We start from the raw sequence: 23572 nt of genomic DNA, 5'->3' as shown, positions 1-23572 counted from the left end.
GGTGGACGAGTCCGACGCCCTTGAAGGCTGGGAGTCTCTCTGCCGGGAGGTCGGCTCGCCATTCCATACGGCCGCGTTCTGTTCGGTCGTACAACGGCATTGGCCGGGGGCAGACCAGGCGCGCCATGTCGTCGTCAACAATGGCGGCATTTGCCAGGCGGTGGTACCCGGCTTCCTCTACGGCGCCTGTCCGCGTCTCGACTATTATCGCGCCAACGTCGTGCCCGCTCTGGCGGGAGAGATCATCGGCTCTCACGCCCTGGTCGGCTGGCTGGGAGGGCCCATTGCACGTCATGGGGCGGCGTTGATCGAAGCCCTCGAAATTCATCTCGATCTTTGCCGTGACAACAATGCAATGTCGTTTCTCTTCGGGATCGATGGACGCGCCCATCATCTGCTCCAAGAACTGGCCGGCATCGGCTACCGTCTCGGCCGTCTGCAGACCAACATGGTCCTGGACATCCATCCCGACCATGCGATCGATCCGGTCACGCGGCTCAAGAGAAAGGAACGTGCGGAACGCAGGCGGGTCATGCGTCGTGCCGACGAGGCTGGCCTGAGGCTCAGAATCGTGACACCGTCACAAGCGGTTCCGCTTGCCGAACTCATCAGATCCGGCGTGTCCCCGTCGAACGATCAACGGGACATCTTGCCGGCCACGTTCCTTCGCGGTGTGCTCCAGGCCGATCTTCCCGGTATGGAGGTCCTGCTTGCCGTCACGCCGAACGACGAGGTCGCAGCCATCGCGTTGAACTTCCGGTGGCGCGAGACCTACTATCTCTGGCTCTCCGGAAATCGGAAAGATCTGGCCAAGCCATTCTATCCGTCCGACTTTCTCTATCAGCATGCGATCAGGCGAGCCGCAAATCTCGGAATCACCGAAATCCAGGGCGGGAGGTCTCCTTACCCGATCAAGCTGGCCTATGGGTTTCGGGGCGTCCCGATCATGTGTGCGATTCATCCTCTCGCCGCGATCAGCCAGACTGCGGTCGACGGCTGGATTGCGGCTCAGACCGCAAGGCATCTAGCGACCTACCCAGAGATAGGCCTCTAGACCCGCCTCGCATGCCGAACGGACATTCGCCGCATCGTCGTCGAGCAGCGCAATCGCGCCGGGCGGCACCGCCAAAGTACGGATGAGATAGTTCCAGATTGCTTGATCGGGCTTGCGAAGGCCAAGTTCGGCCGAGATATAGAGGCCGTCGAATGTCGCCATCGGCACCTTGTGGCCGATCACCTCGCGCCCGTTGGACCAGTAGTTGCTCAGGACGAAGAGCCGCGTGTGCCGGCGCGTGCGGCTCAGTACATCGAGAAGGGGCTGATCGGCGACGTTCGCCGCAAGAAAGGCGTCCCAGATCTCGCGCATCGCCCGTTCGGAAATGCCGAGGCTTCTGCCGATCTCGTCCAGAACCTGATCTGCAGTGATCCGCCCGAGAAGCCCGGCGTAGGAGGCCACGTTCTCGAAGAGCAGCGAGGTCAGGCTGGCTTGAACGTCGAGACGGTGTCGCCGCATCAAGGCGCGGATCTCCGGCGTTTCCTCGAAATTGCAGAGCACGCCGCCAAAATCGACCAGCAGGACCTCGACCGGTCGCGCCAATGTTCGCTCGAGGTTATTGCACTGCAAGCATCTGAGGTCGGTGTTCATGGCCATGGCGATGCCACCTGAGGTCTCGATGGAAGTTGTCTCGCACATGCAAGACTTCGCTTGCAACAGGTTGTATTCCAACCTAAGATTGTATAACTGTACGGCAAGTTTTTTCATTGCTCGGAACGCGGGCCAATTTTCAGAGGCAACGTCGCGCGACGATGGCGAACGATACTCCGGAAATGAAATGTGTGATCGTCCAGCTGCCATTTCCGTCGCAGTCGGATCCTGAGCCGGTCCTCGATCGATACTACCGGTCCTATTCCGCTTATCTTGCATCGATCGAGCCGCGCTTCTGTCTGCATTCCGGAGACCTTTGGGAAGCGCCGCTCTGGGTCGCCCATCTCGACGCTGCAGTTGGGCGAGACGATACGGAGTTCGAAGATCTCAGTCTGATGCATGCCGACGGTGAATGCCTGGCCGAGCATCTCGTGCGGCACGCGAAACGGCCGCTCCTTTTTCTGTTCTCGCCTCTGGCGCAGAACCTCGACCTCGCGATGGATGTTTCGATGCGGCTCATGCGCAAGGGACATCGGACGGCGATGGGCGGCAACATGGTCGGCCTGGAACGTCCTCAATCGTTCTCCAGCGTCTATGCTGGGCATGCGCAACACGGAGTCCTGCGCAAGCTGTTGAACGGCGATACGGCGGACGACATCCGGCTTGGCCGGCAGGTTGCGGACTTCGGCTATCGTCCGAACTATCGCCATCTCGCGCGCTTCGCCAATCGGGTTCCTCTCGTACGCGTCAATGCGAGCCATGGCTGCCTCTATGACTGCTCGTTCTGCGGCGATGCGTGGAGTCGGCAGCTTCATGTCGTGCCGCTCCCATGTCTCATCGCCGAATTCGAGGATATTGCGCGTTATTTCCCCGACGTCCGGCTCGTCTATGTCGGCGACAAGACGTTCGGCCAATCGAAGGAGGCGGTACAGAACCTCATCGCCGCGCGGTCCCCCAGATATCGCTTCGTCATTCAGACGCACGTACAGGCGATGTCGGAGTGGCTGATCGATCGTATGGAAGAGCTCGGCGTTCTCGTCGTGGAGATGGGGTTCGAAACTGCGGATCCAGAGGTGCTTCGCAGCGTCAGAAAAAGAAACGATCCCGATCGCTATCTTGCGTGGATCGAAAAGTTGAGTGCGCGCGGAATTCATGTCGTTCTCAATCTGCTGGGCGGCTTACCTCATGCGACGGCCGCCGCACATCAGCAGACGCTGTCCTTTCTCAAGAGCGCTGCGCACCACGCCAAGCTGTACAATCTGTACAATTTCGTCCCTTACCCGAAGACACCGATCTTCTCGTCGTTGCGACCAAGAATCGTCGACTGGAACTTCGCCAACTGGCGGGAGGACCGGCCAGTGGTGTTCGCTCCATTTCATCAGACGGCCGACGAACTCTGGGCTCAGTTCATCGATCTCGTGCGCCATTGCGACGATCTCGTGAGCAGCCGGCTCGAAGCCAGGGCATGAAAGGTTCGCCGGCGATCATGGCGCGGAATTGGCTCGATGAATTGAACCGGGATAGCTGGCGCGCTTGGCAGGCCTATTCGCTTCCGCCATGGTGTACCGGAGGTCCGGGGTTATTCGGCGCCAAGACGCTCGCGCTGGTCGACGAGTCCGAGACATGCGATGTCGCCGTCTGTTCGGTGGGGTTCGATGGCACCGCATCGACCCACATCGGTGCGCGGGACGGACCGCTGTCGATCCGGAAAGAGAGCCTCGGCTTCAGCAGCCAAATGAACTCACGCAGGCTCAGCGAGGTCACAAATCTGCGGACGGGATTATCGGGCGTGGCCAGGGCGCCGGACATTGCGGATTTTGGCGATCTTCATGTCTTTCCGAGCAACCCCGCGCGCCAGGTCGAGGCGACGGCCGCAGAAGCGTACGAACTGGCGCATCGATGCGACCTTCTCGTCGTTCTCGGCGGCGAGCACACGATCAGCTACCCGTGCTTTGCCGGCGTGAGGGAAGCGATGCGGGCGGCAGGCAGGACCCTGGGCTACGTCCAGATCGACCATCATTTCGATTTTGGCGAGCACTCCAGCCTGCATGGCGCCTTTTATCACGGCTCCAACGCGCGACGCATCTCCGAGCTTCCCGGGCTGCGGCTCGACCAGATCGGCTTCGTCGGCCAGGGAGACATCACCGGTTCGCAGCAGCTCGCCGGGCTTACGAGCGGCGGATGCACGATCCGCCATCGTCGTGACATTCGTCGGATCGGCTTCGCCGCCGCGCTCCGTGAAACCTTGGATGCGGTATCGGCGGCTACGCCCGACGGCCTCTACGTGTCCATCGATATTGACGTGTGCGAGAATTCTGCTGCGCCGGGCACGGGCCATGTCACCGTCGGCGGAATCTCGGCGGAAGAACTCCTGATGATTGGCGCGATCCTGCAGGATTATCCCGTCCGCGCGATCGACGTCGTCGAGGTCAACCCGAATCGCGACGTGTCTGGTCGTACGAGTGCGATCGTCGCGCGGCTTCTCTACGAGTTCCTCTTCGTCGATTGGCAGAAGGACGCGGCATGAAGGCAGACCGCAAGGGGGGAGGCGTGGGCGTACGACTTGCCGAAAATGTCAGAATGCCGCTCTCGCGCGTACTCCTCGAGGCGCTTGTCGCGGGACGATCCGACGACGGATGTGCCGCGTGGGCAGATGGCGTCACGTCCGCGATCGACGGCGCGGCACACGGTGTCATCATCCCGCTCGGAGAGCTGTGCCGAGATCAGGCCACGGCGATGCTTGCCGCGCGCGCAGTCGCGAAGCATCTCGTCGCGTCTTGGCGGAGAAGGTGGTCGCTCGATGATCTGACGCCGGAGATAGGCGCCGACCAGGTGACCGAAGTGGCGCCGGGCAAGCGAACGCGCAGCCTGCTTCCTCATCACGACGGCGGCAACAGCTCGTACCTGACGCCGAGTTGCGCCGACGTCGCGACCTGGGCGGCCGGGCTCAGAAGAACCGAGCCCCGCCGGATTTCGACCACGCGTGCCCACAAGCTCTATCAGGGCTTCGTGGTGCTGCAGACCGGAGAGGGCGACAGCATCACGCCCTATTACGATCTGGTGACGATGCTGATGCTCGCGTATCGCCATCAGAACGGTGTCGAGTGGCCATCCCTGCCGGAGCTGCAAGAGAAGTGCGCGCGAGACCTCCGTCGCAGCATCGGACTGATCCAGGCCCAAGGAGGCGGATACATTCAGCTCGGAGCGTTGTTGGGGGCGAGCGACCCCAAACATATTCTGGTGAATCTGCACAATACGGACGCTCCCTTCAATGACGCCGAGCTTGCCGCGTTTCCCGAGATCCGGAACGGCTCGCCAAGTCCGGTGCAGTCATTGTTCGAGGAGATGATCGTCGAGACGACGGGGCTGCCCTGGCCGGCGGTGTGCGAGCTGACCGAGCAGGGCCTGCGGACGGAGCAGTTCGACTTCGTCTTGGGACACAACGTCATCCTGATGCATGGCGGACTCAATGGCGGCCCGAGCCGGCTGCTGCATCCCATCTGTGCCGTCTTGCAGGAGGCGGCCGGCCGGACCTACGAGAATTGGCTGTCGGCCAATTGGGTCACGGCGTACGGCCGCGCGACGTCCGTTCTCGCCCGGCAGGCGGGGAGCCCGTCATAGGCCGCCGCGAACGTCCAAGCTTCATCGCCGGTCCGAGACCGAGCTCCAATTCGCGAACCAGCGCATGGCATCGTCCCACGGCATCGTGAAGACGCCCTGGCCCTGATCGACGTAGCCCGTCGGCGTCACCTCGCCCCAGGGATTGCGGACACGGATGCTGCGTTCGCCGCGCTTTGTTTCCGAGAGGCCGAGCACCGCATAGCAATGGTCGGGCATGATTCTCGTGTAGCGGTACAGCCGGGCGGACCTTGCCGAAAACGTGCTGAGCACCACCGGACGTCTTCCCCTGAGGTGCAGCACGGTCTCCTGCCACAGCCGGTCGGGATCGCAGGCGGGAACCTCGCGATGGTGCGGTGGCTGGCCGAGCAGCATCGACAATGCATGATACGGCGTGCCGCCGGCCACGAAATGACCGTAGCCGTTCTTGAGACGTGCCACGGCCTTTTCAAGCAATGGCCACCAGAGCGAGGCCCGCGTCCGGCCGGCGGTGAGCGGCGCCGGAGAGCCAAAGAGCAGGCTGCCGGAGGGTCTCATGTAGAATTCGTTGGCGACGATGATGCGTTTGCGAACGAACCGCCGGAGGGACCGGTCGTAACAATACAGCGAAACCGCGTAGTGCTGCCTGTCGATCTGGCGAAACAGCTTCGCGAGTCGGTCGCCGCAGGTTGCGGCCACCGCGGTCGCGGCGCCAGCCAGGTGACAGTTGGAGACCTCGCCCTGCACCACGTCGCTCGCTTTCGGCTGGCCGTGAAACAGGCTGCCTGCGAGTGGACCCACGTCGAACACGGTTGCGGCATGCCCGGAGACTGCCCGCGAGAGACGCTTTCGAGCGGGTGTCGTACCTCCGCGCTCCGGAACAACGAGCACGCCGAGCGGATGCTCCGGTCGGTCCGCGAGGGTCACGGCGATTCTGTCGAGAGGCTGAGCCGTGACATAGGTCGCGCGGGCGAAGCCGCCGTTCTTGCTGATGGCGATCCGCTGCACCATGCCGGTTCGCTCGTTGCGGAGATCGAGCAGGACGCCAGGCTCGGAGATCGGGCGCGGTCGACCAATGTTGACCAGTTGGTACCGCCGATGTTGTCCGACGGCGCGGAAGCCGATCCGGAATAGCGCGACGTCGGGACGTCGCGAACCGCCGCCGGGGAGGCGCAAGGCCCGCCAGGGTCCGATGCGGCTGCCATGCCCGCGAACGCGCAGGCGGATGAGATCTCCGGGGTGTCCGACGATCCGGCCCTCGAACGAGCCGTCGTCCCCGACGTTCGACAGGAGCTCGGTGTCCATCAAGGTGAGGCGGCTCGATGTCAGGCGCGAGACGTTGATCGCTTCGATCATCGTATGCGGTCTGGCGCGGCCAACGATGCGGCCGTCGGCGTCCGCCGAGCAGACCTGAAGGCGCAAGGTCGAAGACGTCCGACGCATTCCGTACTCGCGGGGACTGAGATCGTTATTTCCTGCGAGGGTATGTGTCGCGTCCCGGTGATTCAATCTGAACTAGAACATTTCGCCATTTTCCGCTCCTGCGGGACGTGGCGGCCTCGATCCGAGGCGTGGTCGGGACGCAGACCACGAGCCGGCGACGCTGCCGGCGGGCAGTGTTGCGGCAACCCTGGTTCAGGCTGTGCGAAATTTCACCGACGGTCGCGGCGGGCCAAAAATGAAGGCGGCGTTTCGGTGAAACGCCGCCTTCGCTGCTGTTCAGATCGGACGAACCGACCGCCTCAGGCCTTCAGCTCGAACCGGTCCAGGTTCATCACCTTGGTCCAGGCGGCAACGAAGTCCTTGACGAACTTCTGCTTGGCGTCCGAGCTGGCATAGACCTCGGCGAGCGCGCGCAGCTGCGAGTGCGAGCCGAAGATGAGGTCGGCGCGGGTGGCCGTCCACTTGATCGCGCCGGTCTTGCGGTCGCGACCCTCGAAGGTGTGCTCGCCCTGATCGACCGGACGCCAGGCCACGCCCATGTCGAGCAGGTTGGCGAAGAAGTCGTTGGTGAGCGTCTCCGGCTGCGCCGTGAACACGCCATGCTTGGAGCCGCCCGCATTGGCACCGAGCACGCGCAGGCCGCCGACCAGCACGGTCATCTCCGGCGCGGTCAGGGTGAGCAGCTGGGCCTTGTCGACCAGCAGCTCCTCGCCCGACAGCCACTGCTTGCCGGCGAGGTAGTTGCGGAAGCCGTCATAGGTCGGCTCGAGCACGGAGAACGACTCGACGTCGGTCTGCTCCTGCGAGGCGTCGGTGCGGCCCGGCGCGAACGGCACGGTCACCTCGACGCCGGCCTTCTTGGCGGCAGCCTCGACACCGGCATTGCCGGCCAGCACGATCAGGTCGGCGAGCGAGACTTTCTTGCCGCCGGCAGCCGATGCGTTGAACTCCTTCTGGATGCCCTCGAGCTTTGAGAGCACCTTCGAAAGCTCGGCCGGGTTGTTGACCGCCCAGTCCTTCTGCGGAGCCAGGCGAATGCGCGCACCATTGGCGCCGCCGCGCTTGTCCGAGCCGCGGAAGGTCGAGGCCGAGGCCCAGGCGGTCGAGACCAGCTGCGACACCGACAGGCCCGAAGCCAGGATCTTCGCCTTGAGATCGGCGACGTCCTTGTCGTCGACGACGGGATGATCGAGCGCCGGCACCGGATCCTGCCAGATCAGGTCCTCCTTCGGCACCAGCGGGCCGAGATAGCGCACCTTCGGGCCCATGTCGCGGTGGGTCAGCTTGAACCAGGCGCGGGCGAAGGCGTCGGCGAACTGATCCGGGTTCTCCAGGAAGCGGCGCGAGATCTTCTCGTATTCCGGATCGAAGCGCAGCGCGAGGTCGGTGGTCAGCATCGACGGCGCGTGGCGCTTGGACTTGTCATGCGCGTCCGGCACGGTGTTGGCGCCAGCGCCGCCCTTGGGCGTCCACTGATGCGCGCCGGCCGGGCTCTTGGTCAGCTCCCATTCGTAGCCGAACAGGTTCCAGAAGAAGTTGTTGCTCCATTTGGTCGGCGATGACGTCCAGATCACCTCGAGGCCGGAGGTGATGGTGTCGCCGCCCTTGCCCGAGCCGTACTTGCTGGCCCAGCCGAGACCCTGCTGCGCGATGTCGGCGCCTTCCGGCTCGGCACCGACCAGCGACGCGTCACCCGCGCCATGGGTCTTGCCGAAGGTGTGACCGCCGGCGATCAGCGCCACCGTCTCCTCGTCGTTCATCGCCATGCGGGCGAAGGTCTCGCGGATGTCGCGCGCCGCGGCGACCGGGTCGGGGTTGCCGTTCGGGCCTTCCGGGTTGACGTAGATGAGGCCCATCTGCACGGCGGCCAGGGAGCCTGCGAGCTCGCGATCGCCGCTGTAGCGCTCGTCGGCGAGCCACTTGCCTTCAGGACCCCAATAGATGTCCTGCTCCGGCTCCCAGGTGTCGGCGCGACCGCCGCCGAAGCCGAAGGTCTTGAAGCCCATCGATTCCAGCGCGACGTTGCCGGTCAGCACGAACAGGTCGGCCCAGGAGATCTTCTGGCCGTACTTCTGCTTGATCGGCCACAACAGGCGGCGGGCCTTGTCGAGGTTGGCGTTATCGGGCCAGCTGTTCAGCGGCGCGAAGCGCTGCTGACCGGTGCCGGCGCCGCCGCGGCCGTCGCCGATGCGATAGGTCCCGGCGGCATGCCAGGCCATGCGGATGAACAGCGGGCCGTAGTGACCGAAATCGGCCGGCCACCAATCCTGCGAATCGGTCATCAGCGCGGTCAGGTCCTTGACCAGCGCGTCGAGATCGAGGCTCTTGAATTCCTTGGAGTAATCGAACGCCTCACCGAGCGGGTCGGACAGGTTCGAGTGCTGGTGCAGGACGGAGAGGTTGAGCTGGTTCGGCCACCAATCCTTGTTCGAAAATCCCTTCAAGCCGCCCGAAAACGGGCACTTGCTGACGTCATCCATGTTTCTCTCCTGACGTGATCGTCATGGTTCCCCCTGGGGTGGGTGGCGGGACCCTACGCGGGTCCTCCGATCAGGGGAAATTGAGATTGATGATCATAACGATAAGATTATCTGATGAATGTCGTGTGACATCGCGCCAACGCAGAGCGATGCCAGCCTTGATCGATTCATCCGAAGATTGTGGTCAGTGAAAATTGACTTCGAGATCATGAACGATAAGATAATCTGATGATACATTTGACGATGCGGCAGCTTCGCTATTTCGATGCGCTGGCGCGTCTCGGTCATTTCGGCCGCGCCGCGGAGGCGTGCGCGATCTCGCAGCCGGCGCTGTCGATGCAGATCAAGGAAATGGAGGAGGCGCTCGGCGGCGTGCTGCTGGAGCGCAATGCGCGCCAGGTGGTGCTGACGCGGTTCGGCGAGCAGCTCGCCGAGCGGGTGCGGGACATCCTGCGCTCCGTCGACGAGCTCGGCGATTTCGCCCGCGCCTCGCGCGACAAGCTCACCGGCCGGCTGCGGCTGGGAATGATCCCGACGATCGCGCCGTATCTGCTGCCCAAAGTCATTGGGAACCTGACGCGCAAGCACCCCGAGATCGACATTCATGTCCGCGAGTCCAAGACGCCGACCCTGATCGAGGAGCTGGTCGAGGGCCGGCTGGATGCCGCGATCGTCGCGCTGCCGGTGTCGGAGCCGTCGCTGACCGAGGTCGCGTTATTCTCGGAGAGCTTCCTGCTGGTGCGCCCGCCCGAATATGAAGGTGCCGCCGTGCCGAGCAGCGAGATGCTGCGCGAGATGCGATTGCTGCTGCTCGAGGAGGGGCACTGCTTCCGCGACCAGGCGCTGTCGTTCTGCAACATGCAGGCGCCGCGCGAGATGCTCGATGCCTCCTCGCTGTCGACCCTGGTGCAGATGGTCGGCGCCGGCATGGGCGTGACCTTGATCCCCGAGATGGCGGTCGGCGTCGAGACGCGCTCGGCAGCAGTGTCGCTGGCGCGTTTCGCCGAGCCGCAGCCCCAGCGCAGCATCGGCATGGTCTGGCGCAAGACCAGCCCGCTCGCCAAGCAGCTGATGCAGATCTCCGAGGTCGTGGCCGGCGCGGCCGAAGGCCTGCGCAAGCAGGCCGCAGCAGCGCAGGGCCGCAAGCGGCGCGGCTGATCTTTGTCAGCAGCGACACTCCGCCGAGATCCCGGCACAGCGACGTCCGGCGATGGCACGGGTCTTGTATCGATCTCCTCCAGCGGCGGCGCGTCCAAGACGCGCGCCCGGAGAGCGGTCATGTCCGAGGCTGTCAGTACCGAGACTGTCAACACCGAGGCGTTCTGGGTCGGAACGATCGTCGACTGGCTGGTCGAGAATGCCAGCCTGCGCAAGGAGCGCATCGACCTCAAGCGCAGGTTCACGCAGGAGCCTTATAATCTCAGTGCCGTCAGGGTTCTGACGATGATGGACGAGCTCGTCGCGCTGCACAATGCACGCAGCGGCGCCAAGCGGGTGTTGTCGCAGAACTGGCGGCTCGCGCATCGCAACGACACGGTCGGCGACTTCATCGCGGCGTTTGTCAGCCTGCTGTGTCCGGACGATCGCGGAGCCGCAACGGACAATGGCGTGTCGCCAGCCAGCCCAGTGTTGCAAAGCCGACAGGGCAGGACACACAACCAGCGCGTCGAAGCGCTGCGCGCCGATCCCGGAGGCGATTGGAAACCCGTCGATCTCGAGATCATCGCCTCGCAATATGCGATGAAGTTTCGCAAGATCACCGGCACGCACGAGGTCTTCCTGCATCCGTCCGTCCCGCATTGCGTGACCATTCCGCTGAAGGTGAAGATCAGGCCGCCGCATGTCCGGGCCTTCGTGGCGATGATCGACGAGATGGATGAGGCCGCGCGATGAGTGACGTCGCCGCCTATCTCTATGACGTGACGGAACTGGGCGCCGAGGATGGCGGCGGCTTTCTCGTCACCTTTCCAGATCTCCCCGGCGTCATCGGCATCGCCGAGACGGCGCGGCAGGCCATCGCCGACGGACAGCAGGCGCTGTTCGCAGCTCTCGATGCGCTCAAGGCCGTCGATCGCGACCCGCCGGTCCCCGGCGCGACGCGCGCCGCCGCACAGCCGGCGTGAGTCGACGCGACGCCGGTGAGTTCAGCAAGGAGGAGGGGTGAGCATGCCACTGACTGAGGACGCCATCCAGGTCGGCAAGTGCTACAAGACCAGGATCGCCGAGAGCTACAAGGTGCTGTCGATCACCCGCGGCATCGTCACCTATCAGACGCTGACCTCGCCTCTGCGCATCAACACCGGCATCAAGGCGTTCGCGGATGCCGTCTACAAGGAGATCAAGTGTCCCGGGCAGGGATAGCGGCGCGATCCGCAAGGGTACCCAATCAAATCGGGCCAGTTCTGATGTCACCTCGACCGTCATTGCGAGGAGTGAAGCGACGAAGCAATCCAGAATCCCGCGGGAGCCCTGGATTGCTTCGCTGCGCTCGCAATGACGGGGAGAGAGAGCGTCGCCTCACGCGAGGTGGCGCGGATGAGAGTTGAGGAGCGTGACGACGGTGTCCTGGCGTTCATCGACGCCGATGGCCGCATCTGGGCACAATGCGCGCGGCCCTCGCAGCTTGCCGCCGATACCGACTTCGTGATCGAAGGCCCGTTGAGTGGCTTCATCTATGAGGAGGGTACGTTTACGCCGGACAGCGAGCAGGCCTTTCGCGCCTGGCTCGACGACCGCCTGATCAGTGACGAGATATTCCACGTCAGGGACCGGGAGACTGCGCTCTCTCTGGGCCAGCGCATCGCGGGGGCCGCGCGCGACATCCTGAAGCATCGATCGGCCTCGTCCAATCCCTGATGCCAGATCGGTTCTTTTTCTTCTGATAAAAATAAATCGCTTGCGATATTTCGGAATTAATGGTTATCTCCCCGCAACCCGCCTCGAGCAGAGGGACGTACGCGTCGTCACGAACGTTGAGGTGGGCGGCGATGGACGTGACGGCCGTGCCAGACGAGCGCGAGCCGTTGCGGACGGCGAAGTCGTGTGGTCCTGGCCTCTCGACGCTGAGGTCAAGCTCGCGGTCGTTGCTGTGACGGCACGCGCGGGTGATGGGGGCAAGAGAGCCGATCCCCAGGGAGAGCACGAAGGACACCGTAAAACCGTCGCGCGGGGAAGGCCGGATCTGTCCGGCTGTACCTGTGGTACCTGCCGCCTGCATTCTTTTGAGCAGGCGGGCCACGGGCCTCAGCCGAGGTCCGGCCTTCTCCGCGCCCTCTCATGATTCAGGAGGGGCATGACCGATGCATCACCCGGGCACGATGTGCCGCGGGGGCGCGATGACTTGTCTCGATGGCTTGTCCCAAGGCAGCAGTGTGATGAAAGGCGTCGGCCAAAACTCAGCTGTCGTCCCGGCCTTGAGCCGGGACCCATAACCCCAGGGAGATGTTTGAGGCACGCGGGTTGACGAGTGTCGCCAAACACATCCGCCGGTGGCTATGGGTCCCGGCTCAAGGCCGGGACGACACCGAAGGTGGGGCGGGCGACACGGGCAAAGGCGTTCTCATTCTTGGTTGAGCGACGCTCGCAAAAGGCAGGGGCGGTGGCCTTCATCAAGGGCGGCCTAGGCACCGTAGAAATTCGGGACGAAATCTGAATATCAATAAATATCAACGGCTTGTGACTGTCATCCAGCTGTCATCGAACCTTTATAAAAGCGGCACCGAGGCCCCTTAAAGCGGCCGGGGAAGCGCAATCGGGTGCGTCATGCGCTTCGCTTCCCAAGCATGGAGACCAGCTATGAATTTCGTCAAAGCTATTGTCGCTGCCGGCTTGGTCGCCGCATCGACGTCGGCCTTTGCTGCCGACATCACCGGCGCGGGCGCGACGTTCCCGTTCCCGATCTATTCCAAGTGGGCCGACGCCTACAAGAAGGAGACGGGCAACGGTCTGAACTACCAGTCGATCGGCTCCGGCGGCGGCATCAAGCAGATCCAGGCCAAGACCGTGACCTTCGGTGCCACCGACGCGCCGCTCAAGGCCGAGCAGCTCGACAAGGACGGCCTGGTGCAGTGGCCGATGGTGATGGGCGGCATCGTGCCGGTCGTCAACCTCGAGGGCGTCAAGCCGGGCGAGATGGTGCTGGACGGCGAGACGCTCGCCAACATCTATCTCGGCAAGATCACCAAGTGGGATGACGCCGCGATCAAGAAGCTGAACCCCAGCGTCAAGCTGCCGTCCGACGCGATCGCCGTGGTCCGCCGCTCCGACGGTTCGGGCACGACCTTCAACTTCACCTATTATCTCTCCGAGGCGAGCGCCGACTGGAAGAGCAAGATCGGCTTCAACACCGCGGTCGAGTGGCCGGTCGGTGTCGGCGCCAAGGGCAACGAAGGCGTGTCCGGCAATATCAGCCAGACCAAGAACGCGATCGGCTATGTCGAATACGCCTACGCCAAGCAGAACAAGCTGACCTACACCGGCATGATCAACAAGGCCGGCAAGACCGTGCAGCCGACCGTCGAGGCGTTCCAGGCCGCCGCGGCGAATGCCGACTGGGCCAAGGCTCCCGGCTACTATGTGATCCTCGCCAACCAGCCGGGCGACAAGTCCTGGCCGATGACGGCGGCGACCTTCATCCTGATGCACAAGGAGCCGACCGACAAGGCGGCCTCCGCCGAGGCGATCAAGTTCTTCAAGTGGTCATTCGAGAAGGGCGGCAAGATGGCCGAGGATCTCGACTACATCCCGATGCCCGACAGCGTCGTGAAGCTGATCGAGAAGACCTGGTCGGCCGACATCAAGAGCTGATCTGAAAGCGCACTGCCCTCTCCCGGAAACGGGAGAGGGTTCGTCCAAGGTGATGATGGTGTCGAAGAAGCAGGGGGCGGACTTGGCTGAGATGGCCGTTGAGAGCGAGGTTGGCGATATCGCCGCTGCCGCAGGGCCCTATGACCGCGCCCGTGCGCTGAGCGCGTTCAAGCTCGGCGATGTCACCTTCTACTGGATCACCCGCCTGTCCGCGATCTCGGTGCTGCTGATCCTCGGCGGCATCATCATCTCCCTCGTCATCGGCGCCTGGCCGGCGATGAAGGAGTATGGCTTCCAGTTCCTGTTCACCAAGCGCTGGGCGCCTTCGGCCGATCCACCGGTGCTCGGCGCGCTCGGCCCGATCTACGGCACGCTGGTGACCTCGTTCATTGCGATGCTGATCGCCATTCCCGTGGGCCTCGGCATCGCGATCTTCCTCACCGAGCTGTGCCCGCAATGGCTGCGCCGCCCGATCGGCCTGGCCATCGAGCTGCTCGCCGGCATTCCCTCGATCATCTACGGCATGTGGGGCTTCTTCGTGCTGGGCCCGTTCCTGGCCACCACGTTTCAGCCGTTCATGATCAGCCTCTGCGCCAACATCCCGGTGCTGCAGGACATCTTCGCAGGTCCGCCGTCCTATCTCAGCCTGTTCAACGCCTCGCTGATCCTGGCGATCATGGTGCTGCCTTTCATCACCTCGATCTCGGTCGACGTCTTCAAGACGGTCCCGCCGGTGCTGAAAGAAGCGGCCTACGGCGTCGGCTGCACCACGTGGGAAGTCGTCCGCAGCGTCGTCATCCCCTACACCCGCGTCGGCGTCATCGGCGGCGTGATGCTGGCGCTGGGCCGCGCGCTCGGCGAGACCATGGCGGTGACCTTCATCATCGGCAACTCGTTCCGGATCTCGTCGTCGATCTTCGCGCCGGGCACCACGATCTCGGCCGCGATCGCCTCCGAATTCCAGGAGAGCGACGGTCTGCACCAGTCGAGCCTGATCCTTCTCGGCCTGCTCCTGTTCGTCCTCACCTTCTTCGTGCTGGCGAGCGCCCGGCTGATGCTGGCGCGACTCGAAGCCAAGGCAGGAAAGTAAGCCATGTCGAGCGTCGACGCGTCCACCTTCGACACGCCGGTCAATCCGGTGAATCCGATCTACGCCCGCCGCCGCCGCCGCGACCTCATGGTCCGCGGCCTGTGCATCGCCGCCGCGGCGTTCGGCGTCACCTGGCTGGCGCTGATCCTGTTCACGCTGTTCTATAACGGCCTCGCCGGCCTCAGCCTGCAGGTCTTCACCGCCGACACGCCGCCGCCGGGCGCCAGCGAAGGCGGCCTGCGCAACGCCATCGTCGGCTCGATCATGATGACCGTGATCGGCGTCGGCATCGGCGCGCCGCTCGGCCTGTTCGCCGGCACCTACCTCGCCGAATACGGCCGCAACGACCGCCTGACCTCGGTGATCCGCTTCATCAACGACATCCTGCTGTCGGCGCCGTCGATCATCATCGGCCTGTTCATCTATGGCGCCGTCGTGGTGCCGATGGGCGGCTTCTCGGCGATCGCCGGCGCGCTGGCGCTGGCCGTCATCGTGATCCCGGTCGTGCTCCGCACCACCGAGGACATGCTGCTGCTGGTACCCAACCCGCTGCGCGAGGCGGCCTCCGCGCTCGGCCTGCCGCGCTCGCTGGTGATCCGCCGCATCGCCTACCGCGCGGCGCGCTCGGGCCTCATCACCGGCGTGTTGCTGGCGACCGCCCGCGTCGCCGGCGAGACCGCGCCGCTGTTGTTTACCGCGCTGTCGAACCAGTTCTGGAGCCTCAACCTCTCCAAGACGATGGCGAACCTGCCCGTCACCATCAACAATTTCGTCCAGAGCCCGTATGCCTATTGGAAGCAGCTGGCCTGGAGCGGAGCCCTTCTCATCACTCTGGCCGTGCTCGCTTTGAACGTCGGTGCACGCATTCTCGGCGCCGAGAGGAAAACGAAATGACCGAACTGTCCGTCTCCGTCAGTCAGCCCAATCACGCGCTCCACGGCCAGTCGCTCCCCGAGGCGCCGGCCAAGGTAACCGCGCGCAACCTGAATTTCTATTACGGCGATCATCACGCGCTGAAGAACATCAACCTGACGCTGGGCACCAACCGCGTCACGGCGTTCATCGGTCCGTCCGGCTGCGGCAAGTCCACCCTGCTGCGCATCTTCAACCGGATGTACGACCTCTATCCGGGCCAGCGCGCCACTGGCCAGCTGATGCTCGACAACACCAACATTCTCGATCCCAAGCTCGACCTCAATCTGCTGCGCGCGCGGGTCGGCATGGTGTTCCAGAAGCCGACGCCGTTCCCGATGACGATCTACGAGAACATCGCCTTCGGCATCCGGCTCTATGAGAAGATCTCGAAGTCCGAGATGGACGACCGCGTCGAGAAGGCGCTGCGCGGCGGCGCGCTGTGGAACGAGGTCAAGGACAAGCTCAACGCCTCCGGCCTGTCGCTGTCCGGCGGCCAGCAGCAGCGCTTGTGCATCGCCCGCACAGTCGCCGTCCGGCCCGAGGTGATCCTGTTCGACGAGCCGTGCTCGGCGCTCGACCCGATCTCGACCGCCAAGGTCGAGGAGCTGATCCAGGAGCTCGCGGAGAACTATACGATCGCGATCGTGACCCATAACATGCAGCAGGCGGCGCGCGTCTCCGACAAGACCGCCTTCATGTATCTCGGCGAGCTGATCGAGTTCGACGAGACCAGCAAGATCTTCACCTCGCCGAGCGATCGGCGGACCCAGGACTACATCACCGGCCGGTTCGGCTGACGCCGACAGCATTCTTCAGGAGATCAACATGGCCAGTGAACATACCGCCAAGGCGTTCGACAGCGATCTGCAGGATCTCACCCGGCTGGTGTCGGAGATGGGCGGCCTCGCCGAGCGGCTGATCGTCGATTCCGTCGACGCGCTGGTGCGGCGCGACGTGGCGCTCGGCCAGAAGGTGGTCGCCGCCGACGCCGAGGTCGACAAGCTGCAGCGCATCATCGAGGAGCGCGCGGTGCTGACGATCGCCCGCCGCCAGCCGATGGCCGTCGATCTGCGCGAGATCGTCGGCGCCATGCGCGTCGCCACCGATCTGGAGCGGATCGGTGACCTCGCCAAGAACATCGGCAAGCGCGTCGCCGCGCTGGAGAGCGACTTCCATCCGCTCAAGCTGATCCGCGGCCTGGAGCACATGACCGACTTGGTGCAGTCGCAGGTCAAGACGGTGCTGGATGCCTATGCCGCGCATGATTTGCCGGCGGCGATGACGGTCTGGAAGGGCGACGAGGAGGTCGATGCGATCTGCACCTCGCTGTTCCGCGAGCTCCTCACTTATATGATGGAGGACCCGCGCAACATCTCGTTCTGCATCCACCTGATGTTCTGCGCCAAGAACATCGAGCGGATCGGCGACCACGCCACCAACATCGCTGAGACGGTTTTCTATATGATCGAGGGCCAGCAGATCATGGACAAGCGCCCGAAGGGCGACATGACCAGCTTCGCGACCACGATCCCCGGCAACTGAGAAAGACGATTTCGACATGGGCGCGCGAATTCTGGTGGTTGAGGACGAGGAGGCGCTGACGACGCTGCTGCGCTACAACCTCGAGGCCGAAGGCTACGAGGTCGAGACCGTGGCGCGCGGCGACGAGGCCGACACGCGGCTCAAGGAGCGCGTGCCCGATCTGGTCGTGCTCGACTGGATGCTGCCGGGCCTGTCCGGCATCGAGCTGTGCCGGCGGCTGCGGGCGCGGTCCGAGACCAAGCAGCTGCCGATCATCATGCTCACCGCCCGCGGCGAGGAGAGCGAGCGTGTGCGGGGGCTTGCGACCGGCGCCGACGACTACATCGTCAAGCCGTTCTCGGTGCCGGAGCTGCTGGCGCGCGTGAAGGGCCTGCTGCGGCGGGCGAGCCCGGAGCGGCTCGCGACCGTGCTGTCCTATGGCGACATCGAGCTCGACCGCGAGAAGCGCCGCGTCGCGCGCTCGGGCCGGCCGATCGACCTCGGCCCGACCGAATACCGTCTGCTCGAATTCTTCCTCGAGCATCCCGGCCGCGTGTTCAGCCGCGAGCAGTTGCTCGACAGCGTCTGGGGCCGCGACATCTATATCGACGAGCGCACCGTCGACGTGCACATCGGCCGTCTGCGCAAGCTGCTCAATCCGGGTCGCGAGCAGGATCCGATCCGCACCGTGCGCGGCGCGGGCTATGCGCTGGACGATCGGTTCGCCAAGAGCGAGCAGGCATAAGGAGCGGCAGATGTGAGGGACGTGCAGGTGTGAGAGGCGAGCAGGCCGGATTAAGGACACCGCGGTCCGCTTTCCGCCACGCCGCCGCCGTCTTGATCGAGTGTGCTGAGCGGCCCGTGTTTTGGTTCCAGCGGACGCCCTTGCTCAAGACGATCATCACAAGTCTTGCCGTGCTGCTCGGCAGCCTGGCCGGTGCACCGGCCGCCGAGCTCGAAGACGCCGTCGCCGCCGCCGGAAACGGCCAGCATGACGTTGCGCTGCGCCGCCTGCTGCCGCTCGCCGCCAAGGGCGATGCGCGGGCGCAGTTCGACGTCGGCTTCATGCACGCCTTCGGCTGGGGCCAGCCGCGCAATGCGGCCGAGGCGCTGGCATGGTATCGCAAGGCGGCGGACCAGGGCCTCGCCGTCGCCCAGCACTATCTCGGCATCGCCTACGTCAACGGCGAGGGTGTCGCGAGCAACTACGGCGAAGCCGGCCGCTGGTTCAGCCGCGCTGCAGCCCAAGGCTTCGCCCAGTCGCAATACATGCTCGGTCTGATGATGCTCGACGGCCGCGGCGTGAGCCAGGACCTCGTGCAGGGCTATGCCTGGCTGGTGATGGCCGGCCGCAACGGCGTGCGCTCGGCCGGCCGCGACGTGCAGCGGGTCAAGCTGACCGAGGCGCAGCGTGTCCAGGCGCAGGCGATGATCGCGAGCTGGAAGCCCAGATTCGAATCGACGGATGCCGGGGTGGCCAACCCGCGTCCCGAGCAGTTGCTCGGACTCGACCGGCACATCGGCGAGGTCGTGGACCCGACCTCCTGGCCTGCCTCGTCGATCGGCGTCGTCACCGTGGCGCAGTATTCGACCGGCGGCTGGTGTACCGGCACTCTGATCGCGCCGCGCGTCGTGCTCACCGCCGCGCATTGCGTGTTCAACGGGCTCGCGCAGGTCAATCCCGGCAACGTCCGCTTCCTGGCCGGCATGAACAGGGGCACGCCGGCCGCCTCATCGATCGCCGAACGGCTGATCGTCGCGCCCGAGTTCGTTCCGACCCAGCACGACCGATGGTCGCTCGACCGCTCCCCGGCCGATTGGGCGCTGATCATCCTGAAGGACGCGCTGCCGTCGAAGCCGGTGGCGGTGAGGGCGCTGAGCCGTGAGGAGCTGGTCGCCGCAACCAGGGCCGGCACCATCTCCGAGATCGGCTATGGCCAGGAGCGGCGCTATTCGCCGACCGGCCAGCGCAATTGCAGCGCGGGGATGACCAAGGACGCCAAGCTGCTGACCGTGCATTGCCTGGCCAATTTTGGCTATTCGGGCTCGCCGATCATGGCCGAGATCGGCGGCGAGCCGGCCGTGGTCGGCATCTTCTCGGCGTTCCACGAGGAGACCCGGCTAATGTTCGCCGCGCCGGCAAGCCACTTCGAGGCGACCGTGCGGCGCGAGATCGCCGCGCAGAGCGCCTCGGCGCGGTGAGGGGAGAACGGCGGAGGCGGCAGCCACTGGTCAAGGTTTGTGCGTGACCGGATAGCGGGTTGCCAAGGGAGGGGGGCTGGTCTGGGAAGCACTGTCCCGCACGGCTGGATTCGAGATGATTCTCGCTGGTGGACACTGCTCTTGCCGAATGGCGCGGGTCTTGCTCTCCTAGTGAGTATGACAATTTTTCCGATTGATCATCCTCACCCCGCCCGCCGGATCCCAGCCTGGTTCACGGGGGCGGGTGGCTCGACCGTCGCGCTGCTCGCCGGCCTCGTTCTGGCCAACGCGCTTGCCTGGGCGTGGGCCTTCGCGCTCTACGCCGACCGGCCCGCGATCGTCGGCACGGCGCTGCTGGCCTGGCTGCTCGGCCTCAGGCACGCGGTCGACGCGGACCACATTGCCGCCATCGACAACGTCGTGCGCAAGCTTGTTCAGGATGGCGACAAGCCGCGCGCTGCAGGACTCTACTTCGCCCTCGGCCATTCGAGCGTCGTGGTGATCGCGACCATCGTGGTGAGCCTCGTTGCCGGCGCTGACCTGTTGAGCGAGCAGAGTACGATCCGGGCAATCGGCGGAACGATCGGAACGTCGGTCTCGGCAGGCTTTCTGCTGCTGATCGCGGTCGTCAATCTGGTGCTGTTCGTGAAGCTCTGGCGCCGCGCGGCCCAGCCGAACGCCGGCGGCGCCGGAGGTGGCATCCTGATTCGCCTGTTGCGACCCGTGCTTCGCATCGTCTCCCGCGCCTGGCACATGTACCCGCTCGGCTTCCTGTTCGGGCTTGGCTTCGACACTGCCAGCGAAATCGGCCTGTTGAGCCTGTCGGCGACCGAGGCGGCGCGCGGCGCGAGCCTCGCTCATGTGCTGGTGTTCCCGGTGTTGTTCGCGGCGGCGATGGCCACCGTCGATACCGCCGACAGCATGCTGATGACGGACGCCTATCGCTGGGCGCTGACCGATCCGGCCCGCAAGCGGCGCTATAATCTGGTGATCACGGGCGCGTCCGTTGCAATCGCGCTGGTGATCGGCGGCGTGGAGACCGTCACGCTGCTGGCGCCGCGGCTCGGGCTGGGGGCGATCGAGGTCGGCGACAGTCTCGGCGATCTCGGGATCGCTGCCATCGGTCTGTTCGGACTGATCTGGGCGGGATCCGCGTTGGTCAGCCGCCACCGGCGCGGTTCCGGGGGCGCCTCGGGCGACGCGCTTGCCACCGTTCGCGTCGCGGCGCTAAATCCGACGGTGATGCCAAGCGGAGCGCACGGCGCAGGATAGGGCAGACCTCACGATGGCCGGCTCGGAGGCAATGACAAGGATGCTGTGGCTGCAGGGCGCAAGCTGCGGCGGCTGCACGATGTCGATCCTGGAGAGCGGCGCGTCAGGCTGGTTCGACGAGTTGCGTCAGTCCGGTATCGATCTGATCTGGCATCCTTCCGTCAGCGAGCAGACCGGCGACGAAGTCGTCGAATTGCTGGATGCCATCCGGGACGGCCGTGAGCGGCTCGATCTGCTGGTCCTCGAGGGCTCGGTCGCACGCGGGCCTGATCTGACGGGCCGCTTCAACATGCTCGCCGGTACCAGCCGCTCGATCTATCACTGGCTGCTCGATCTGGCGCCGCTGGCCGACTACGTCGTCGCCGTCGGCAGCTGTGCGGCCTATGGCGGCATTCCCGCCGCCGGCATCAATCCGACGGACGCGGTCGGACTGCAGTTCGAGAGCAGCGACATCGGCGGCGCGCTGGGCGCCGGCTTCCGTTCCAGGCGCGGGCTGCCCGTCATCAACGTTGCCGGATGTGCGCCGCATCCGGGCTGGATCATGGAGAGCTTGCTGGCGCTCACCTCGGGCGATCTCACGGCAGATGGCCTCGACGCAGTCGGTCGGCCGACCTTCATCGCCAATCACCTCGCCCATCACGGCTGCTCGCGCAACGAGTTCTACGAGTTCAAGGCGAGCGCGGAAGTGATGTCGGAGCGCGGCTGCTTGATGGAGCATCTCGGCTGCCGCGCGACGCAGGCGGTCGGGGACTGCAATCAGCGCTCCTGGAACGGCGGCGGCTCCTGCACCAAGGGCGGCTATGCCTGCATCGCCTGCACGTCGCCCGGATTCGAGAGCGCGCAGAACTATCTGCAGACGGCCAAGCTCGCCGGCATCCCGGTCGGCCTTCCGACCGACATGCCGAAGGCCTGGTTCGTCGCGCTGGCGGCGCTGTCGAAATCGGCGACGCCACGCCGCGTGCGCGTCAACGCGACCGCCGATCATGTCGTGGTGCCGCCGAGCCGGCCCAGTGACAAGCGCAGATCATGACGCGGATCACGGTCGGCCCGTTCAACCGCGTCGAGGGTGACCTCGAGGTCAGGCTCGACATCGAGAGCGGCTGCGTCGCGCGCGCGGAGGTGACGGCGCCGCTCTACCGCGGCTTCGAGCAGATCCTCGAAGGACGTCCGCCCCTCGACGCGCTGGTGATCGCGCCGCGCATCTGCGGCATCTGCTCGGTCTCGCAGTCGATCGCCGCAGCCAACGCGCTGCGTCAGGCGATGGACGTTGTGCCGGCGCCCAATGGCACCCTCGCGACCAACATCGCGCATGCGGCTGAGAACGCCGCCGATCATCTCACCCACTTCTACATTTTCTTCATGCCGGACTTCGCCCGCGACGCCTATGCTGGGCACGCCTGGCACGACGTGGCGGCCGAGCGTTTCACTGCGACGAAGGGCACGGCAGCGCGCGAGGCGCTGCCGGCGCGGGCGCGGCTGCTGGAGATCATGGGCGTAATCGCCGGAAAATGGCCGCACAGCCTCGCGTTCCAGCCCGGCGGCACGACGCGGGCGATCGAGCTCGGTGAGCGCGTCCGGCTCAACGCCATCGCCGCGTCGTTCCGCGCCTTTCTCGAACGCGTGGTGTTTGCCGATACGCTCGAGAACGTGCTGGCCTTGTCGACACCGGACGAGCTCGATCAGTGGCGGGACGGCCGCAGCGGTGACTTCGCGCAGTTCCTGCGCATCGCGGACGCGCTCGATCTCGCCAAGCTCGGCCGCGGTCCGGGGCTGCTGATGAGCTTCGGCGCCTATCACGACGCCGACCGCGCTCTTTTCCGGGCCGGCCTGCGCACGCGCGACGGCCAGATCGAAACCTTGCCGGCGGACCGGATCACGGAAGACGTGTCGCACGCCTGGATGCGCGAGACTTCGCTCGATCCGGCCGAGAGTCGCACGCTGCCGGACGCCGACAAGGCGGACGCCTACAGCTGGTGCAAGGCGCCGCGCCTGGCCGGCCAGCCGGTTGAAGTCGGTGCCCTCGCGCGACAGGCGGTCGATGGTCGGAAGCTGATCGCCGCGCTGCTCGCGGTGGACGGCAGCAACGTCCGCAACCGCGTGATCGCCCGGCTGATCGAGACGGCGCAGCTCGCGCTCTCGATCGAACGCTGGATCAAGGCGCTGCGCCTCAACGAGCCGTTCTGCGTGACCGGCGGCGAGGTGCTCGACGGCAGCTTCGTCGGGCTCGTGGAGGCCGCGCGCGGCAGCCTCGGCCATTGGCTTGCGGTGCGCTCCGGCCATATCGCGCGCTATCAGATCATCGCGCCGACGAGCTGGAACTTCTCGCCCCGCGGTGCCGATGGCGTTGCCGGTCCGCTCGAACAGGCGCTGGTCGGGACCGAAGTCGGCGATGCCGGAGCGCGTGCCGTCAGCATCCAGCATGTCGTCAGATCGTTCGATCCCTGCATGGTGTGCACCGCGCATTGATCGTTGCCGACAGGCGGAAACAAGCTTGTCGGTGCAAAGCGCGTGATTTCCGATTGTTACGCAAGATCCGGCTCCGAACGGATCGTTGCGCCGTCAGGCCGAACCCAAGCGTCTGGAATCATTATGATTCAAATC

The 23572-nt window shown here is 65.0% G+C and carries 22 protein-coding genes; 19 read left to right on the top strand and 3 right to left on the bottom strand.

What is annotated here, in order from left to right:
- The first annotated feature begins 1 nt into the window (after position 1).
- Positions 2-1054 carry a GNAT family N-acetyltransferase gene (locus QX108_RS14760; RefSeq protein ID WP_315799518.1) on the top strand — a complete coding sequence of 351 codons (1053 nt, stop codon included), beginning with the start codon at positions 2-4 and terminating at the stop codon, positions 1052-1054.
- On the opposite strand, the gene QX108_RS14755 is transcribed toward QX108_RS14760, so the two are convergent.
- Positions 1025-1651 (bottom strand): HAD-IA family hydrolase, encoded by a 627-nt coding sequence (locus tag QX108_RS14755; RefSeq protein WP_315799517.1) that lies wholly within the window; start codon positions 1649-1651, stop codon positions 1025-1027. The two genes, QX108_RS14760 and QX108_RS14755, sit on opposite strands and share 30 nt — an antisense overlap.
- Before the next feature lie 185 nt (positions 1652-1836).
- Here QX108_RS14755 and QX108_RS14750 point away from each other — a divergent pair, with 185 nt between their 5' ends.
- From QX108_RS14750 to QX108_RS14740, 3 genes are read left to right on the top strand one after another with little or no spacing between them, the layout of a single operon-like run.
- Complete coding sequence (locus tag QX108_RS14750; RefSeq protein ID WP_315799516.1) at positions 1837-3114, top strand: radical SAM protein; 1278 nt, start codon at positions 1837-1839, stop codon at positions 3112-3114.
- The gene (locus tag QX108_RS14745; protein WP_315799515.1) at positions 3111-4172 is read left to right on the top strand and encodes an arginase family protein; all 1062 of its coding nucleotides are present in this window, start codon (positions 3111-3113) and stop codon (positions 4170-4172) included. The genes QX108_RS14750 and QX108_RS14745 overlap by 4 nt, the downstream gene beginning before the upstream one ends.
- Complete coding sequence (locus QX108_RS14740; RefSeq protein ID WP_315799514.1) at positions 4169-5266, top strand: hypothetical protein; 1098 nt, start codon at positions 4169-4171, stop codon at positions 5264-5266. The genes QX108_RS14745 and QX108_RS14740 overlap by 4 nt, the downstream gene beginning before the upstream one ends.
- Before the next feature lie 21 nt (positions 5267-5287).
- Here the strand turns inward: QX108_RS14740 and QX108_RS14735 are convergent, their stop codons facing one another.
- Both QX108_RS14735 and katG read right to left on the bottom strand, forming a co-directional pair.
- On the bottom strand, positions 5288-6685 hold the full coding sequence (locus tag QX108_RS14735; RefSeq protein ID WP_315799513.1) for a C2 family cysteine protease: 1398 nt from the start codon (positions 6683-6685) through the stop codon (positions 5288-5290).
- Between the two features lie 299 nt (positions 6686-6984).
- On the bottom strand, positions 6985-9165 hold the full coding sequence (gene katG / locus QX108_RS14730; RefSeq protein WP_315799512.1) for a catalase/peroxidase HPI: 2181 nt from the start codon (positions 9163-9165) through the stop codon (positions 6985-6987).
- 228 nt (positions 9166-9393) lie between these two features.
- On the opposite strand from katG, the gene QX108_RS14725 reads away from it, so the two are divergent.
- The 15 genes from QX108_RS14725 to QX108_RS14655 all read left to right on the top strand — a co-directional run bounded on the left by QX108_RS14725 (position 9394) and on the right by QX108_RS14655 (position 23437).
- Positions 9394-10323, top strand: coding sequence for a hydrogen peroxide-inducible genes activator (locus tag QX108_RS14725; RefSeq protein WP_315799511.1), 930 nt, complete (start codon positions 9394-9396; stop codon positions 10321-10323).
- 120 nt (positions 10324-10443) lie between these two features.
- Positions 10444-11058: a hypothetical protein gene (locus tag QX108_RS14720; RefSeq protein WP_315799510.1), complete on the top strand. Its 615-nt coding sequence runs from the start codon at positions 10444-10446 to the stop codon at positions 11056-11058.
- Entirely contained in the window at positions 11055-11288 is a 234-nt protein-coding gene (locus QX108_RS14715; protein WP_315725372.1) for a type II toxin-antitoxin system HicB family antitoxin, read from the top strand. The genes QX108_RS14720 and QX108_RS14715 overlap by 4 nt, the downstream gene beginning before the upstream one ends.
- Positions 11289-11331: 43 nt before the next feature.
- The gene (locus tag QX108_RS14710; RefSeq protein ID WP_172114313.1) at positions 11332-11526 is read left to right on the top strand and encodes a hypothetical protein; all 195 of its coding nucleotides are present in this window, start codon (positions 11332-11334) and stop codon (positions 11524-11526) included.
- Between the two features lie 174 nt (positions 11527-11700).
- Complete coding sequence (locus QX108_RS14705) at positions 11701-12021, top strand: hypothetical protein (protein ID WP_315799509.1); 321 nt, start codon at positions 11701-11703, stop codon at positions 12019-12021.
- Positions 12022-12960: 939 nt separating this feature from the next.
- Positions 12961-13971, top strand: a complete 1011-nt coding sequence (gene pstS, locus QX108_RS14700; RefSeq protein WP_315725377.1) for a phosphate ABC transporter substrate-binding protein PstS — start codon at positions 12961-12963, stop codon at positions 13969-13971.
- Between the two features lie 91 nt (positions 13972-14062).
- The gene (pstC, locus tag QX108_RS14695) at positions 14063-15061 is read left to right on the top strand and encodes a phosphate ABC transporter permease subunit PstC (RefSeq protein ID WP_315726675.1); all 999 of its coding nucleotides are present in this window, start codon (positions 14063-14065) and stop codon (positions 15059-15061) included.
- Positions 15062-15064: 3 nt separating this feature from the next.
- Complete coding sequence (pstA, locus tag QX108_RS14690; protein WP_315725379.1) at positions 15065-15955, top strand: phosphate ABC transporter permease PstA; 891 nt, start codon at positions 15065-15067, stop codon at positions 15953-15955.
- The gene (pstB, locus tag QX108_RS14685) at positions 15952-16773 is read left to right on the top strand and encodes a phosphate ABC transporter ATP-binding protein PstB (protein WP_315799508.1); all 822 of its coding nucleotides are present in this window, start codon (positions 15952-15954) and stop codon (positions 16771-16773) included. Before pstA ends, pstB begins: the two co-directional genes overlap by 4 nt.
- Positions 16774-16801: 28 nt before the next feature.
- Positions 16802-17518, top strand: a complete 717-nt coding sequence (phoU, locus tag QX108_RS14680; protein ID WP_006614177.1) for a phosphate signaling complex protein PhoU — start codon at positions 16802-16804, stop codon at positions 17516-17518.
- Positions 17519-17534: 16 nt separating this feature from the next.
- Positions 17535-18242, top strand: coding sequence for a phosphate regulon transcriptional regulator PhoB (gene phoB, locus QX108_RS14675; RefSeq protein ID WP_009028046.1), 708 nt, complete (start codon positions 17535-17537; stop codon positions 18240-18242).
- Between the two features lie 140 nt (positions 18243-18382).
- On the top strand, positions 18383-19699 hold the full coding sequence (locus QX108_RS14670; protein WP_315799589.1) for a trypsin-like serine protease: 1317 nt from the start codon (positions 18383-18385) through the stop codon (positions 19697-19699).
- 177 nt (positions 19700-19876) lie between these two features.
- On the top strand, positions 19877-20971 hold the full coding sequence (locus tag QX108_RS14665; RefSeq protein WP_315799588.1) for a HoxN/HupN/NixA family nickel/cobalt transporter: 1095 nt from the start codon (positions 19877-19879) through the stop codon (positions 20969-20971).
- 13 nt (positions 20972-20984) lie between these two features.
- Positions 20985-22001 carry a HupU protein gene (locus QX108_RS14660; RefSeq protein ID WP_315799507.1) on the top strand — a complete coding sequence of 339 codons (1017 nt, stop codon included), beginning with the start codon at positions 20985-20987 and terminating at the stop codon, positions 21999-22001.
- Entirely contained in the window at positions 21998-23437 is a 1440-nt protein-coding gene (locus tag QX108_RS14655; protein WP_315799506.1) for a nickel-dependent hydrogenase large subunit, read from the top strand. Before QX108_RS14660 ends, QX108_RS14655 begins: the two co-directional genes overlap by 4 nt.
- The last annotated feature ends 135 nt before the right edge of the window (positions 23438-23572 follow it).

The sequence above is a fragment of the Bradyrhizobium sp. SZCCHNR1002 genome, assembly GCF_032381435.1.
GTDB classification, from domain to species: Bacteria; Pseudomonadota; Alphaproteobacteria; order Rhizobiales; family Xanthobacteraceae; genus Bradyrhizobium; species Bradyrhizobium aeschynomenes.
Note: the sequence above shows the minus strand (reverse complement) of the source record. Positions and strands in the feature narration are given on the sequence as shown.

Excerpts from the sequence above, each read along its gene's own strand:
- QX108_RS14740 (WP_315799514.1), top strand. The coding sequence starts at position 4,169 with ATGAAGGCAGACCGCAAGGGGGGAGGCGTGGGCGTACGACTTGCCGAA.
- QX108_RS14710 (WP_172114313.1), top strand. The coding sequence starts at position 11,332 with ATGCCACTGACTGAGGACGCCATCCAGGTCGGCAAGTGCTACAAGACC.
- QX108_RS14735 (WP_315799513.1), bottom strand. The coding sequence starts at position 6,685 with ATGCGTCGGACGTCTTCGACCTTGCGCCTTCAGGTCTGCTCGGCGGAC.
- QX108_RS14715 (WP_315725372.1), top strand. The coding sequence starts at position 11,055 with ATGAGTGACGTCGCCGCCTATCTCTATGACGTGACGGAACTGGGCGCC.
- QX108_RS14720 (WP_315799510.1), top strand. The coding sequence starts at position 10,444 with ATGTCCGAGGCTGTCAGTACCGAGACTGTCAACACCGAGGCGTTCTGG.
- QX108_RS14745 (WP_315799515.1), top strand. The coding sequence starts at position 3,111 with ATGAAAGGTTCGCCGGCGATCATGGCGCGGAATTGGCTCGATGAATTG.
- pstA (WP_315725379.1), top strand. The coding sequence starts at position 15,065 with ATGTCGAGCGTCGACGCGTCCACCTTCGACACGCCGGTCAATCCGGTG.
- pstB (WP_315799508.1), top strand. The coding sequence starts at position 15,952 with ATGACCGAACTGTCCGTCTCCGTCAGTCAGCCCAATCACGCGCTCCAC.
- katG (WP_315799512.1), bottom strand. The coding sequence starts at position 9,165 with ATGGATGACGTCAGCAAGTGCCCGTTTTCGGGCGGCTTGAAGGGATTT.
- QX108_RS14660 (WP_315799507.1), top strand. The coding sequence starts at position 20,985 with ATGGCCGGCTCGGAGGCAATGACAAGGATGCTGTGGCTGCAGGGCGCA.
- QX108_RS14755 (WP_315799517.1), bottom strand. The coding sequence starts at position 1,651 with ATGGCCATGAACACCGACCTCAGATGCTTGCAGTGCAATAACCTCGAG.
- QX108_RS14655 (WP_315799506.1), top strand. The coding sequence starts at position 21,998 with ATGACGCGGATCACGGTCGGCCCGTTCAACCGCGTCGAGGGTGACCTC.
- pstC (WP_315726675.1), top strand. The coding sequence starts at position 14,063 with ATGGCCGTTGAGAGCGAGGTTGGCGATATCGCCGCTGCCGCAGGGCCC.
- QX108_RS14725 (WP_315799511.1), top strand. The coding sequence starts at position 9,394 with ATGATACATTTGACGATGCGGCAGCTTCGCTATTTCGATGCGCTGGCG.
- pstS (WP_315725377.1), top strand. The coding sequence starts at position 12,961 with ATGAATTTCGTCAAAGCTATTGTCGCTGCCGGCTTGGTCGCCGCATCG.
- phoU (WP_006614177.1), top strand. The coding sequence starts at position 16,802 with ATGGCCAGTGAACATACCGCCAAGGCGTTCGACAGCGATCTGCAGGAT.
- QX108_RS14705 (WP_315799509.1), top strand. The coding sequence starts at position 11,701 with ATGAGAGTTGAGGAGCGTGACGACGGTGTCCTGGCGTTCATCGACGCC.
- QX108_RS14665 (WP_315799588.1), top strand. The coding sequence starts at position 19,877 with ATGACAATTTTTCCGATTGATCATCCTCACCCCGCCCGCCGGATCCCA.
- phoB (WP_009028046.1), top strand. The coding sequence starts at position 17,535 with ATGGGCGCGCGAATTCTGGTGGTTGAGGACGAGGAGGCGCTGACGACG.